The 13,359-nt window shown below is 60.8% G+C and carries 13 protein-coding genes; 6 read left to right on the top strand and 7 right to left on the bottom strand.

The features are described 5' to 3' along the window. Nucleotides 1–313: 313 nt before the first annotated feature. The 4 genes from CFII68_RS18765 to CFII68_RS18780 all read right to left on the bottom strand — a co-directional run bounded on the left by CFII68_RS18765 (nucleotide 314) and on the right by CFII68_RS18780 (nucleotide 3,704). Nucleotides 314–583, bottom strand: coding sequence for a DUF3613 domain-containing protein (locus CFII68_RS18765; protein WP_018604132.1), 270 nt, complete (start codon nucleotides 581–583; stop codon nucleotides 314–316). 22 nt (nucleotides 584–605) lie between these two features. Further along, nucleotides 606–1,319, bottom strand: coding sequence for a tetratricopeptide repeat protein (locus tag CFII68_RS18770; protein ID WP_033062540.1), 714 nt, complete (start codon nucleotides 1,317–1,319; stop codon nucleotides 606–608). Nucleotides 1,320–1,375: 56 nt separating this feature from the next. Further along, nucleotides 1,376–2,599, bottom strand: coding sequence for a type II and III secretion system protein family protein (locus tag CFII68_RS18775; protein ID WP_018604128.1), 1,224 nt, complete (start codon nucleotides 2,597–2,599; stop codon nucleotides 1,376–1,378). Between the two features lie 478 nt (nucleotides 2,600–3,077). Beyond that, nucleotides 3,078–3,704, bottom strand: a complete 627-nt coding sequence (locus CFII68_RS18780; RefSeq protein WP_018604125.1) for a hypothetical protein — start codon at nucleotides 3,702–3,704, stop codon at nucleotides 3,078–3,080. Nucleotides 3,705–3,794: 90 nt separating this feature from the next. Between CFII68_RS18780 and CFII68_RS18785 the strand changes: the two genes are divergently transcribed. After that, on the top strand, nucleotides 3,795–4,793 hold the full coding sequence (locus CFII68_RS18785) for a LysR family transcriptional regulator (RefSeq protein WP_018604122.1): 999 nt from the start codon (nucleotides 3,795–3,797) through the stop codon (nucleotides 4,791–4,793). 572 nt (nucleotides 4,794–5,365) lie between these two features. On the opposite strand, the gene CFII68_RS18790 is transcribed toward CFII68_RS18785, so the two are convergent. Both CFII68_RS18790 and CFII68_RS18795 read right to left on the bottom strand, forming a co-directional pair. Further along, the gene (locus CFII68_RS18790; protein ID WP_018604120.1) at nucleotides 5,366–5,773 is read right to left on the bottom strand and encodes a PA2817 family protein; all 408 of its coding nucleotides are present in this window, start codon (nucleotides 5,771–5,773) and stop codon (nucleotides 5,366–5,368) included. A 130-nt stretch (nucleotides 5,774–5,903) separates the two neighbouring features. Beyond that, a complete protein-coding gene (locus tag CFII68_RS18795; protein ID WP_018604118.1) occupies nucleotides 5,904–8,351 on the bottom strand; it encodes an acyl-CoA dehydrogenase in 2,448 nt (815 codons plus the stop codon). Nucleotides 8,352–8,790: 439 nt separating this feature from the next. Here CFII68_RS18795 and CFII68_RS18800 point away from each other — a divergent pair, with 439 nt between their 5' ends. From CFII68_RS18800 to CFII68_RS18815, 4 genes are all read left to right on the top strand, one after another. After that, nucleotides 8,791–9,450, top strand: coding sequence for a transglutaminase family protein (locus CFII68_RS18800; protein ID WP_018604117.1), 660 nt, complete (start codon nucleotides 8,791–8,793; stop codon nucleotides 9,448–9,450). Nucleotides 9,451–9,494: 44 nt separating this feature from the next. Further along, a complete protein-coding gene (locus CFII68_RS18805; protein WP_018604115.1) occupies nucleotides 9,495–10,118 on the top strand; it encodes a glutathione S-transferase family protein in 624 nt (207 codons plus the stop codon). Nucleotides 10,119–10,254: 136 nt separating this feature from the next. After that, the gene (locus tag CFII68_RS18810) at nucleotides 10,255–11,187 is read left to right on the top strand and encodes an ABC transporter ATP-binding protein (RefSeq protein WP_018604113.1); all 933 of its coding nucleotides are present in this window, start codon (nucleotides 10,255–10,257) and stop codon (nucleotides 11,185–11,187) included. A 2-nt stretch (nucleotides 11,188–11,189) separates the two neighbouring features. Further along, the gene (locus CFII68_RS18815; RefSeq protein ID WP_018604111.1) at nucleotides 11,190–11,969 is read left to right on the top strand and encodes an ABC transporter permease; all 780 of its coding nucleotides are present in this window, start codon (nucleotides 11,190–11,192) and stop codon (nucleotides 11,967–11,969) included. A 168-nt stretch (nucleotides 11,970–12,137) separates the two neighbouring features. Here CFII68_RS18815 and CFII68_RS0125885 read toward each other — a convergent pair whose 3' ends face one another. Continuing rightward, nucleotides 12,138–12,653 (bottom strand): DUF2062 domain-containing protein, encoded by a 516-nt coding sequence (locus tag CFII68_RS0125885; protein ID WP_033062539.1) that lies wholly within the window; start codon nucleotides 12,651–12,653, stop codon nucleotides 12,138–12,140. Nucleotides 12,654–12,797: 144 nt separating this feature from the next. Between CFII68_RS0125885 and CFII68_RS18820 the strand changes: the two genes are divergently transcribed. Then, nucleotides 12,798–13,359, top strand: a 562-nt coding sequence (locus CFII68_RS18820; RefSeq protein WP_018604107.1) for a ComEC/Rec2 family competence protein, incomplete at its 3' end; no start/stop codon positions are given.

The following is a 13,359-nucleotide window of genomic DNA, read 5'->3' as shown; positions in this document are numbered from 1 at the left end:
TTGCTCGCGATAGCGGTGGGTCAGTTTGCATGGATGTTGGATATGAAGGCCCCATCGCAAGCTCGCTCCCACAGGTGATCTTGGGTGTTCATGGGTCTTGTATTCACCCCAGGCCCATTGTGGGAGCGAGCCTGCTCGCGATAGCGGTGTGACAGTCAATGAAGGTGCTAAGTGTGCGACCGACATCGCGAGCTAGCTTGCTCCCCCAGGTTTTTTCGGCGGTCAGCCAAAAGACCGCAGCCCCCGGCAGTTCCTACATCGGATCAAATGTAGGCGCTGTCGAGGGCTGCGGTCTTTTCGTTTCCAGCGTGCTTCATTTGCTGCTGGTGATTTCTCCTGCCGAGTCCTGGTCAAAGAATTCCGGGATCGGGTAGTTGAAGCTGTTGAGCCAACGCTGCATGGCCATCTCGCGTTCGGCGGCAGAGGCGGTTTGCAGGTTGGTGGAGGCCACTACGCCGCGAATCTGCAGTTGCATCCAGCTCTCGGTGCCTTGCTGTGCTGGCGAAGAGGGGCCAGGCTCAATGGCCCAGGCGCCGCTGGAAAGGCTCACCATGCACACGATCATCAATTGTTTGGTCATCATTTCTTGAACTCCTCGTAACGCTCTACTTGACCGCGCCGGTTGAGGCATCGACGATCTCGGTGGGGCGGTTGGCGGGTGACGTCACTGCCTGAGTGGCCGAACCCCTGATTTTTTCCGCACGGGCTTGGGCATCTGCCACTTGCTGGGGGCTCAGCTTGGCCATGTTCGCGAGCTCGGCGGCCTGCTTCCAGTTGTCCTGGTAGATCAGCAGGGTCACCATGTTGAGCGCGGCCAGCGTGTCTGACTGCTGGAGCTCCATGGCGGTCATGAACTCGAAACGGGCTTCTGAAACGCGTCGTTGATTGAGGTAGACAACCCCCAGGTCATTACGGATCTTGCCGTCGGTCGGGGCCATTTTCGCTGCGCGTTCGAGGTATTGGGTGGCGGCGGCATTGTCATTTTTGGCAGCCGCCAACTGGCCAAGGCCATGTTCACCGTCTGCGGCCAGGCACGTCCCGAGCAGGCTTTGGTACAACGGAGTGGCCTCGTTGCGCCCCATCAGGCGCAGCACCCGGGCCTTGCGCAGACGGACCTGGACCAAGTCCTCAGGCAAGCGTTCGAGGTTCGCCAGGCTGGCGTACAAACGACCCTCGTTGGCCATGTCTTCCGCCATGTTCAAGGCCAGCTCCTGGTCGGCCCCGGGCTTGGCGCAATCGGCCGAGCGAGAAACCACCACGCCATTGCTGGCACAACCAGCGAGCATCAAGGTTGCCGCTAATGCGATCACTGCTTTCATTGAATACCCCTTGGCAAACCGTTGGACACCGGACGCCTTGCACATCAGGCGCCGGCTCATTGGGAAAGCCCGCTGCGGTTGTCAAACTCGCCATGTTCAAGGAAGTACATGCGGTAGAAATTCGGGTCGTAATTGCGCAGCTGTTCACCCGGCAAGGTCGGCAGTTGCGCGTCGGCCGCCAACGGTTGGACCAGGTGCGGTGTGACGATCATCAGCAGTTCGCGCTCTTCGCGGTTGATGGAATTGTCACGAAAGAACGCGCCGAGAATCGGTACATCGCCCAGCCCAGGAAACTTGTTTACCTGGGAGCTGTTGCGGGTGCTGATCAGGCCACTGATGACAAAACTTTCGCCATCGGCCAGGGCGATGCTGGTATCGGTACGGCGCACCGTGAGTGCTGGCACCAATGTCCCGGCGATGTTCACCGCGTTGGTGAAATCCAGCTCACTGACTTCCGGTGCCACCTTCAAGACGATGCGATTCTTGCCGATGACGGTGGGGGTCAGGGTCAGGCGAATACCGAACTCCTTGTACTCGATGGACACGTTGTCGCTGCCGGCACTGGGCACCGGGATCGGCACTTCGCCCCCGGCCAGGAAACTCGCGCTCTGCCCGCTGAGGGCCACCAGGCTCGGCCGCGCCAGGGTATAGGCAAAACCGCTGCCTTCCAGGGCGTTGATCATCAACAGGGTCTTACCGGTGGCGAAAGACAGGTTGAACATGTCGTTATTGACCGGCAATGAAGGCCGGACAACACCGCCGATGGTGGGCAAGGTCCTTGGTGAGCCGAACAGGAAATTGCCACGGCTGCCGAAAATCGACGTCGAGGCTTCCTTGAGCTTGGTCCGGCTGACTTCGACGAAACGAATGTCAGTCTGCACCTGGGCGAGCAGCATCGGGTCTTCGGAAGGCATGTTCGCAGCGCCCGTCAGCGCCTCAGTGGCCCGGCCTTTGACAAACACCATGCTCTGGCGCGGTATCTTCGAACAGTCGGTCCAGACCATCAGGCTGGTGGCGCCGGGCGCCAGGCCTGTGAGGATGAAGGCATCGCTGCCACTGGGCTGCACATCGGCAATTTTCGGGTCGCCGACTGCCAACTTCGTCACGGGGGCGAGGATGCGCAGTTCGCTCTGGAGCCCTTGGCCGACCTCGAAGGTTGCCGGCAAACTGTCCAGTTGCGAACAGTTTGCCGCTGCGGCCTGGGCCGCCTCCAAGCCAAGCCCCATCCAGAACAGGCCATGAATGAAATGTTTTAAAACGGGTGCAGTGCGCTGGGTCATGAAGTGATCCTCGATGAAGAGACCATCCCTAGGCTTAACTATTTGCCTCGGATCACTTAAGAGGCCCGGGCTGCCCCTTTCCATCTCGCCTGACCGTTCATTGATGCCGGTTTCAGGCCTCGTCGCTATAAGCAAACGGGCGCATTTCACCGGCCTGACTGAACGACAGGCTGCTTGCAAACAACGTTTCGGTACCCGGGATCTCCGGGATTTTCGAAGGCAGTGACGGTGTCGATCAAGTCGCTTCAGGAGCGTTTTACCGACCCCGTCCTTGCTTCTGTTTGACGGTAGTTCAAGCATGGCAAAGCGCCACGCCAGGAATCAAAAAAATGACTAAAAAGTGACGGAAGGAAAAAGTTCGCTCAAGCAGGCGTCAATAATTTGTCTTTTTGTGTTGTGAAGGGGGATTCGCAGGAGCAAATCTGTCTGCGGGAGGCGAGGCCTGCGAGCCATTCCTGGTCGCAGGGGCTGGCGGATATCAGGCCACGTGGTAGTGCACTGACAGTGTTCCTTTCTTTTGCGAAAGCGAGGCGATGATGACTGTTCCCAGTTCCTGCAGGCGCTGCACGTGGGTGCCGCCACAGCCATAGGCGGTCAGTTCACCGAAACCGACTTCGCGCAGGCCTTCGCGCAACGTGATCAGGCGCGGCAGGTCATCGGCAATCCATTCGTCGATGCCTTGCTGAATCATCGAGATGTCCAGTTCCTGAGGATTTTCCCCAGGCTGGAACTGCACGCGGCTTTCGCCGGGCCAATGATGGGCCTTGATCGGCGTCCAGCCACGGGTCTCGGCGAAATGGCCGATCAGGTGCCCAGCCGAGTGCAGGCGCGCATTCAACTGTCGGCGCTGCGCCTCCACGCGGATCTCAGCCATGCCCAAGGCCACCGGGCAGTCGACGTAATGAACGATTTGTGGCCGATCCTGGACCACGCGCAGCACTTGGCTTTCACCGATCCATCCGGTGTCGCAGGGCTGCCCGCCACCCTGGGGGTGGAACAGGGTGGCGTGCAGCACCACGGCAAACTCATGTTCCCGGGGGCTGCAATCCAGGACTTCCACGTTGGCCTTGAGGTCATCGCTATGGAAAAAGAGGCGAAGCGTCATGTGCCATATCCACATCAGAAATTGTGACGGGATTATAGGGAGGGCGTAAAAGGGTGATAATCCGTTCAAATTTCAAAGGACTGTTGCGCCATGAGCACAAATCTACCGTTGCCGTTGCTGGCCGAAATGGCCATCTTCGTCAAGGTCGTGGAGACCGGCAGCTTCTCCGAGGCGGCCCGCCAGTCAGGCTCATCCCCGTCGGCCATCAGCCGCAGTATTTCTCGCCTGGAGAAAGCCCTGGCGACCCGCTTGCTGCAACGCACCACCCGCAAGTTGCGTTTGAGCGATGGCGGGGAAGAGGTGTTCAAGCGCTGTCAGGAAATGGTCGCCGCCGCTCGGTCGGTAATGGAAATCAGCGGGCAGTTCACTCAGGAGGCTGAAGGCCGCATCCGCGTCAGCGTGCCCAAGGCGGTGGGGCGTTTCGTGATTCATCCGCACATGCCCGAATTCTTGCGTCGTTATCCGAAGGTCGATGTGGAGTTGTTTCTGGAGGATCGGCAGGTTGACCTGATCGACGATCATGTCGACCTGGCCATCCGGATTACCGATCAACCTCCGGTCGGGCTGGTGGGGCGTCAGTTGCTGACCATTGATCACCTGCTCTGCGCCACGCCGCAGTACCTGGCCGAACACGGTACGCCCACGCATCCTCACGACTTGTTGGAACACAGCTGCATTTACCTGGGGGCAACCCCGAACGATGCGCGCTGGAAATTCAAGAAAGGCAGCAAGTCCGTCACTGTCGGCGTGCATGGGCGCTACGCGGCCAATCACACGGGCGTGCGGTTGGGGGCCGTCTTGCAGCACATCGGCATTGGCAGCCTGCCGTACTTCACCGCCCGTCATGCCTTGGAGCAAGGCTTGATCGTGCAGGTATTGGCCGACTGGACGTTCCTGGCTTCCTACCACGGTGGCTTGTGGTTGCTGCATTCACCGACCCGCTACCTGCCGCCCAAGCTGCGGGTGTTCATTGATTATCTGGTGGCGTGCCTGGAGAAGGAGCCGACCTTGAGCACGGTGGGCGGCGAGAGTGGCCCCAGCAAGGTCGCGCCAGGTTATGAGTTGCCGGAGAGTGATGGGTTGTTTTGACCGGCCCCATCGCGAGCAAGCTCGCTCCCACAGAAGCCGCTGCGTACATGAATTTTATGATCAACCACAAACCAGTGGGGAGCTTGCTCGCGATGGCGGGGTGTCAGTCGACATGGATTTTGTTGACCAGGTACATATCCGTTGCTGCGGTAACGGCTACTTAGGGTTCCGCCCTTACGGCGGCTCACTTTTTTCAGACGCCAAAAAAGTAAGCAAAAAAGGCTTGCCCCACCACTCGGTGCCTCGCCTAGGCTCGGCATGCCCTCTCTCCGGCATTGCTCCGTGGGCCCGCCGCGAAGGGCCATCCATGGCCCAGCGCGGCTATCCCGGCATCCATGCCGGGTTGCCCACTCCACAATGCCTGCGTTCGGCCATCGTGGTTAACGGGGCCTCCAGATCAAAAGCAAAAGCGAGGCGGCCTGATAGCCGACCTGGCTCTTGCGGTCGTACACCCTTCCGATCTGTGGGAGCAAAGCTTGCTCGCGATGAGGCCCGTCCAGGCGACACACGTTGGCTAGGCAAAAAAAAGCCCGCCGGGTTAACCGTGCGGGCCTTTGCATGACGGATCGCAATCAGTGCTTGCTGTCCTGCTCCGACATCGCCAGCAATTGTTTTTCCTGGTTCCAGTCGAAAGGCTCGTCGTTTTGCTCGGCTTCGAAACGACGCTCCTCCAGGGCCTGGTACAGGGCGATTTCTTCGTCGGGCATGTAGTGCAGGCAGTCGCCGGCGAAGTACCAGAGCAGGTCGCGAGGCACCAGGTGGGCGATCTGTGGATAACGGACGATCACCTGGCAGAGGAGGTCCTGGCCCAGGTACTGGCTTTCGATCGGGTCGACGGGCAGTTGCGCGCGCAACTCGTCGAAGCGCTCCAGAAACAGGGCATGGCTTTCTTCGGGCACCTGTTCGGCCTCACCCACGGCGACCAGGATGCTGCGCAAGTGGTCAAGCAAGACAAGGTGATCGGCAACGACATTGGACACGAGATAAGTCCTCAAGAGCAAAACGGGCGCAGGAGTATAAAGCCCTTGCGCCCGCTTTTATAGGTGAAGAGCTATAGGTGAAGAGCTATAGGTGACCAGCTATAGGTGACGGCGTACCTGGCCGTCACGATCAACGGACCTTGTCCTGCGCCAGCGTCAACTCCTCCTTATCGAAGTCATCCACATCGATGACCTTGCGCCGCGCCGCCTCGGCCGTGCGTAAGGTCTGCGCTTCACCGGCTTGCAGCACACCCGCTTCCAGGGCCGCGTCGATGAGGGGCTCGCCCGGCGCCGGGTTGAGCTGACCCTGCTTGAGCGCGACGTGCAGTTTCTTGTGCAGCGGATGGGCGGCGGCCAGCAGGTCGGCGGCGTGTTGCAGGGCGCCCACCGGGTCGTCGATCGATTGCGGGCGATAGCAGCCCTGCAGCAACTCTTCGAGGGTCGGGTCACCCTTGGGCCGGCCGATGACCGCCGCCACCTCGGCGTCGAGTTTGTCGCTCGGGCCCTTGTGACGACGACCGAAGGGGAACACCACCAGCCGCAACAGGCAACCCAGCACCCGGTTCGGAAAGTTGCTCAGCAGTTCATCCAGCGCACGCTCCGACTGGCCCAGGCTTTCCTCCATGGCCCAGGTGAACAGCGGCTTCATGTGGTCCGGCGAGTCCAGGTCGTGATAGCGCTTGAGCGCGGCGGACGCCAGGTACAGGTTGCTCAAGACGTCGCCCAGGCGGGCCGACAAGCGTTCACGGCGTTTGAGTTCACCCCCCAGCAGCATCATGCTCAAGTCCGCCAGCAGGGCAAATGCCGCTGCCTGCCGGTTGAGGGCGCGGAAATATCCCTGGCTCAAGGCATTGCCGGGGGCCTTCTCGAAATGCCCCAGGCCCAGGTTTAGCACCAGGGTGCTGGCGGCGTTACTCACGGCAAAACCAATGTGCTTGAGCAACAAGGCGTCGAACTCGACCAGCGCCTGGTCCTTGTCTTCACGGCTTGCCAGGGCCATTTCCTTGAGCACGAACGGATGGCAGCGAATGGCGCCCTGGCCAAAGATCATCAGGTTGCGCGACAGGATGTTCGCGCCTTCGACCGTGATGAAGATCGGCGCACCTTGCCAGCTGCGACCCAGGTAATTGTTCGGGCCCATGATGATGCCCTTGCCGCCATGCACGTCCATGGCGTGGCTGATGCACTCGCGGCCGCGTTCGGTCAGGTGGTACTTGAGAATGGCAGACAGCACCGAAGGCTTTTCCCCCAGGTCCACCGCGTTGGCGGTCAGCATGCGTGCAGCATCCATCATCCAGGCGTTGCCACCGATGCGCGCCATGGCCTCCTGGATACCTTCGAACGCCGACAACGGTACATTGAATTGCTCGCGCACCTGGGCGTACTGGCCCGTTACCAGGCTGGTGAACTTCGCGGCACCGGTGCCCACCGCCGGCAGGGAAATCGAGCGCCCGACCGACAGGCAGTTCATCAGCATCATCCAGCCCTTGCCGAGCATGTCCTGGCCGCCAATGAGGAAGTCCAGCGGGATGAATACGTCCTTGCCCCAGTTCGGCCCATTCATGAACGCGGCGCCAAGGGGCAGGTGACGGCGGCCGATATGCACGCCAGGGGTGTCGGTGGGAATCAAGGCGAGGCTGATGCCCAGGTCTTCTTCCTCACCTAGCAGGTGGTCGGGGTCATACGCCTTGAAGGCCAGGCCGAGGAGGGTGGCCACCGGGCCAAGGGTGATGTAGCGCTTTTCCCAGTTCAGGCGCAGGCCCAATGTTTCCTGGCCTTCCCATTCACCCTTGCAGATGATGCCGGTGTCGGGCATCGCCCCGGCGTCGGAGCCGGCCAACGGCCCGGTCAGGGCGAAGCAGGGAATGTCGTCGCCACGGGCCAGTCGCGGCAGGTAATGGTCGCGTTGTTCATCGGTGCCATAGTGCAGCAGCAGTTCTGCCGGGCCGAGGGAGTTGGGGACCATCACGGTGGAGGCCAGGTCGCCGCTGCGCGTGGCCAGTTTCATCGCCACCTGGGAGTGGGCATAGGCGGAGAACCCCTTGCCGCCGTATTCCTTGGGAATGATCAGTGCGAAGAACCCGTGCTCCTTTATATGAGCCCAGGCTTCAGGCGGCAGGTCCATGGCCTGGCCGATCTGCCAGTCGCTGACCATTGCGCAGAGGGCTTCGGTGGGGCCGTCGAGGAACGCCTGCTCTTCCTCGGTCAGTTGCACCTTGGGGTAGGCCAGCAGCAAGTCCCAATCCGGGCGACCGCTAAACAGTTCGCCGTCCCACCACACCGTGCCGGCATCGATGGCGTCGCGCTCGGTCTCGGACATGGGCGGCAGGGTTTTCTGGAACCAGTCGAACATCGGCGCGCTGAAACACTTGCGGCGCAGGTCCGATAGCAGCAGCGGGGCCGCGACGGCGGCGAGTACCACCCAGAGGATCAGCAGCAGCCAGCCGGGCGCATGGCTGAAAATGCCCATGGCCAACAGGTAGACCGCGACGATCCCCAGCGCGGGCAGCGGGTCGGTGCGCCGATGCGCCAGCCAGGCGATCCCGACGACCAGGACCAGTATCCACAACAACAGCATATGTAATCCTCCGTGAACCAAGGCAAAACCGACCTTCAGAGCTTAGACGGCATCTGCAAAACCGGCGGTCAGCGCGATGTGATTGATTTCGTGGGAAACCCTGGGTGCATTGCGCCAGTCTGGTTGGCAACAGCCGTGGGAAATCGTTCGTTAACAAGGTGAGAAAACGCCATTGTTTGGCCGGAATGCCGTTATCGCTGGCCGGGGGCTGCGGATAAACTCGGACACAGTCAGCCCCAGCCGAACACGGTACTTGTGGCGAGGGGATTTATCCCCGCTGGGCTGCGAAGCAGCCCCAAGGCAGGCCCACTCAATCTGCCTGACACACCGAGGTGTCAGGTGTAGGGCCGCTTCGCGTCCAGCGGGGATAAATCCCCTCGCCACAAAGACCGAGTTCGACCCTGAGGGGGAGTGATGTTTCCCGAGAGGCTTTCCTTTTATGCAGCAATACCTGAACCCCGGCCCCTTCATCGACAGCGATCACCCTGCGGTCATCGCGTTCACCGAAACCCACCGTGGCACCGACCGCGACCCGCTGGCCCAGGCGGTCAGCCTGTATTACGCCGTGCGCGAGGCGGTGCGCTACAACCCCTATACCTTCAGTCGCGACCCGGCGACCCTGCGCGGCAGCTACGCGCTGGCCGCAGGCGAAAGTTACTGCGTGCCCAAGGCTACCTTGCTGGCCGGCTGCGCCCGGCATTGCGGCATCCCGGCGCGCATCGGCCTGGCGGATGTGCGCAATCACCTGTCTACGCCGCGCCTGCTGGAATTGCTCAAGAGCGACGTGTTCGCCATGCACGGTTATACCGAGCTGTACCTGAACGACCGCTGGGTCAAGGCCACGCCGGCATTCAACCAGGGGCTGTGCGAGTTGTTCGACGTGGCCCCGCTGGAATTCGACGGTCGCCACGACAGCGTTTTCCACCCGTTCAATCGACAAGGGGCAAAGCTGATGGAGTACGTCACCGACCACGGCCCGTTCGCCGATGTGCCCGAGGCGTTCTTCTTCGAACACCTGGAGAAATGCTACCCGCACCTGTTCGGCGCGCAGGTGCCACTCTTGCTCGGTGACATGCAGGGCGATTTGAGTCGTGCCTGATCCGGCGTATGCTGCTGCGGCATTTATCCATCGAGGACGCCGTGATGCTGAAGATATGGGGCCGGAAAAATTCATCGAATGTGCGCAAGGCGTTGTGGTGCGCAGAAGAGTTGGCGCTGGCCTACGAGGCCATTGATGCGGGCGGGGCATTCGGTGTGGTGGACACGCCCGAGTACCGTGCGAAAAACCCCAATGGCCGAGTCCCGATGATCGAGGATGACGGCTTCGTGCTCTGGGAATCCAACACCATCGTGCGTTACCTGGCAGCTCGTCATGCGTCGGGTTCGGCCTGGTATCCCGCTGACGTACAGGCACGGGCCCAGGCTGAAAAGTGGATGGACTGGACCACTGCCAGTTTTGCCGCACCGTTTCGCACCGTGTTCTGGGGCGTCTTGCGCACCCCGACCGAGCAACAGGACTGGGCGGCCATCAACGCGGCGATCAAGGAGTGCGATGACTTGCTGGCGATGGTCGAGCAGACCTTGAGTGAGCAGCCCTACCTGTCGGGTAATGAAATCGGCATGGGTGACATTCCCCTGGGCAGTTTCATTTATGCCTGGTTCGAGATGCCCATCCAGCGCGCCGAACTGCCCGGTGTGCAGGCCTGGTACGCGCGGTTGCAGCAGCGTGCGGCCTACCGCAAGGCTGTCATGACCGCGTTGACTTAATACTTACTATCGACACACTTGACTGTACTTGTGCGGTGACGCCAAGCACCATTGCCTTCGTGCGCCGTGGTTGTATTGCTCGCCGCCCGCCCTTATCTATTCTTTTCTTCCCTCCCTTCTTGGTGCGTAATCCGATATGAGTTCCGCTCTGTCCATCCGGCAGCTAACCAAAACCTACGGCAACGGTTTCCAGGCCTTGAGTGGTATCGATCTGGACGTCGCCGAAGGTGACTTTTTTGCCTTGCTCGGCCCCAATGGCGCCGGCAAATCCACCACCATTGGTATTCTTTCCACGCTGGTGAACAAGACCAGCGGCACGGTGAACATCTTCGGTCATGACCTGGACCGCGAGCCCGCCGCTCTCAAGCGTTGCATCGGCGTGGTGCCCCAGGAATTCAACTTCAACCAGTTCGAAAAGACCTTCGACATCGTTGTGACCCAGGCGGGTTACTATGGCATCCCGCCGAAGATCGCCAACGAGCGCGCCGAGCAGTACCTGACCCAACTGGGCCTGTGGGACAAGCGTGACGTGCCGTCCCGTTCATTGTCCGGCGGCATGAAACGGCGCCTGATGATTGCTCGCGCGCTGGTGCATGAGCCGCGCCTGCTGATCCTCGACGAGCCGACTGCCGGCGTGGACATCGAACTGCGTCGTTCGATGTGGAGTTTCCTGACCGAACTGAACGAGAAAGGCATCACCATCATCCTCACCACCCATTACCTGGAAGAGGCTGAGCAGTTGTGCCGCAACATCGGCATCATCGACCACGGCACCATCGTCGAGAACACCAGCATGCGCCAGTTGCTCAGCCAACTGCATGTGGAAACCTTCCTGCTGGATTTGAAAAATGATCTGCAAGTGGTCCCGCAGCTCATTGGCTATCCGGCTCGCCTGGTGGACAGCCACACCCTGGAAGTCCAGGTGGACAAAGCCGTGGGTATCACCGGGCTGTTCGCCCAGTTGGCCCTGCAGAACATTGAAGTGCAGAGCCTGCGCAACAAAACCAATCGCCTCGAGGAGTTGTTCGTGTCCCTGGTGGAGAAAAATCTGGCGAAGGTGGCGGTATGAGCATGAGTTCCGAACTGCGCCCCAACCTCATCGCCCTCAATACCATCGTTTACCGTGAAGTCCGGCGCTTCACGCGGATCTGGCCGCAGACGCTGCTGCCACCGGCCATCACCATGGTCTTGTACTTCGTGATCTTCGGTAACCTGATCGGCCGGCAGATCGGCGATATGGGCGGCTTCACGTACATGGACTACATCGTGCCGGGGCTGATCATGATGTCGGTGATCACCAACTCCTACGGCAACGTGGTGTCGAGCTTCTTCGGCAGCAAATTCCAGCGCTCGATCGAAGAGCTGATGGTCTCGCCGGTGTCGCCCCATACGATCCTCATCGGCTATACCCTGGGCGGTGTGCTGCGCGGCCTGGCGGTGGGCCTGATCGTGACCCTGCTGTCGTTGTTCTTCACCGATTTGCAGGTGCATCACCTGGGGGTAACGGTATTGGTGGTGGTGTTCACGGCCACGATCTTTTCGCTGCTGGGTTTCATCAACGCCGTGTTTGCGCGCAACTTCGATGACATCTCCATCATCCCGACATTCGTGCTCACGCCGCTGACCTACCTGGGCGGGGTGTTCTACTCGATCTCCTTGCTGCCACCGTTCTGGCAGACCGTGTCCCTGGCCAACCCGGTGCTGCACATGGTCAACGCCTTTCGCTACGGCATCCTCGGGGTATCGGACATCAAGATCAGCATCGCGATTACCTTCATGCTGGTGGCGACCGTGGTGCTTTACATCGGTTGCGCGCGGTTGCTGGTCAGCGGGCGCGGGATGCGTACCTGACAAGACCGCGTCGCCTTCTTCGCGAGCAAGCCCGCTCCCACACTCGATATTCAGTGAACGCAAGATTAGCGTTCGACATAGATCAGTGTGGGAGCGGGCTTGCTCGCGAAGAGGCCAGTAAGAACACCACAAAAAAAGGCCTCCATTCCCAGGAGGCCTTTTTGTATTTCACATCCGGCTTTTCTTGCGCCGCCTCCACTGTCGGGCTACCCACCAGCGCCAGTAACTCATGGTGACGAAGTAGGCGAGGGCGCCGAGTACCAGGCCGGTCACCACCGAGCCGAGCAGGAACGGCTGCCACAAGGTGGACAACTGGCCGCTGATCCATTCCCAGGTCAGTTCTTCGGGCAGTGTCCGGGCGGGCACGTCCATCAGCCAGGCGCCGGTCTGGTAAGTGCAGAAGAACACCGCCGGCATGGTGATCGGATTGGTCAGCCACACCAGGCTCACCGCAATCGGCATGTTGCCGCGCACCGTGATGGCCAGTGCGGCGGCCAGCAGCATTTGCAACGGGATCGGCAAGAACGCGGCAAACAGACCGACGGCCATTGCCCGGGCCACAGAGTGTCGATTGAGGTGCCAAAGGTTGGGGTCGTGCAGCAGGGTGCCGAGAAAACGTAAGGATTTATGTTCCCGAATGCTCTCTGGGTCTGGCATGTAACGTTTGAATAGGCGCCGGGGCATAAGGCTTCTCGGTCGGTTCAACGCAGTAAGGCCGCAAGTATGTCTGGATTCTACGGCTGACAGATTCAGACTTTGTGACAATTGATAACGCCAGCGGTGCCGCTGACCGTCTATGCCTGAACAGGGCACTCTCAAGGACGGGTTATGCGCACAGGATTAGTCGCGTTTGCACTGGGGCTGTTGGCCCCGATTTTTTTACCGGCACTGCCGCCGCTGTGGCTGATTGCAGTCATGCCGGTGCTGGCGCTGATGGCGTTGCCGTTTCGAAGCTACCCGCTGGGTTTTTTCCTGTTCGGGCTGGCCTGGGCCTGCCTGTCGGCGCAGTGTGCGCTGGACGATCGGTTGCCCGCCGCGCTCGACGGCGAAACCCGCTGGGTCGAGGGGCGCGTCGTCGGTTTGCCGCAACAGGGCGATGGCGTGGTGCGCTTCGAACTGGCCGATGCCCATTCACGTCGTACCCGATTACCGACAACGCTGCGCCTCGCCTGGTTCGGTGGCCCGCCCATCAACAGCGGCGAACGCTGGCGATTGGCGGTGAAGCTCAAACGGCCCGCCGGGCTGCTGAACCCACACGGCTTCGACTATGCCGCCTGGTTGTTGAGCCGAGGTATCGGCGCGACCGGTACGATCAAGGACGGTCGTCTCCTGCAAGCGGCCCGGGGCGCCTGGCGCGACGAGGTGCGCCAGGCGCTGGCACAGGTCGATG

This window comes from Pseudomonas sp. CFII68 (assembly GCF_000416195.1).
GTDB classification, from domain to species: domain Bacteria; phylum Pseudomonadota; class Gammaproteobacteria; order Pseudomonadales; family Pseudomonadaceae; genus Aquipseudomonas; species Aquipseudomonas kilonensis.
The sequence above is the reverse complement of the archived record's forward strand: the minus strand, read 5'-3'. Positions and strand labels throughout refer to the sequence as shown.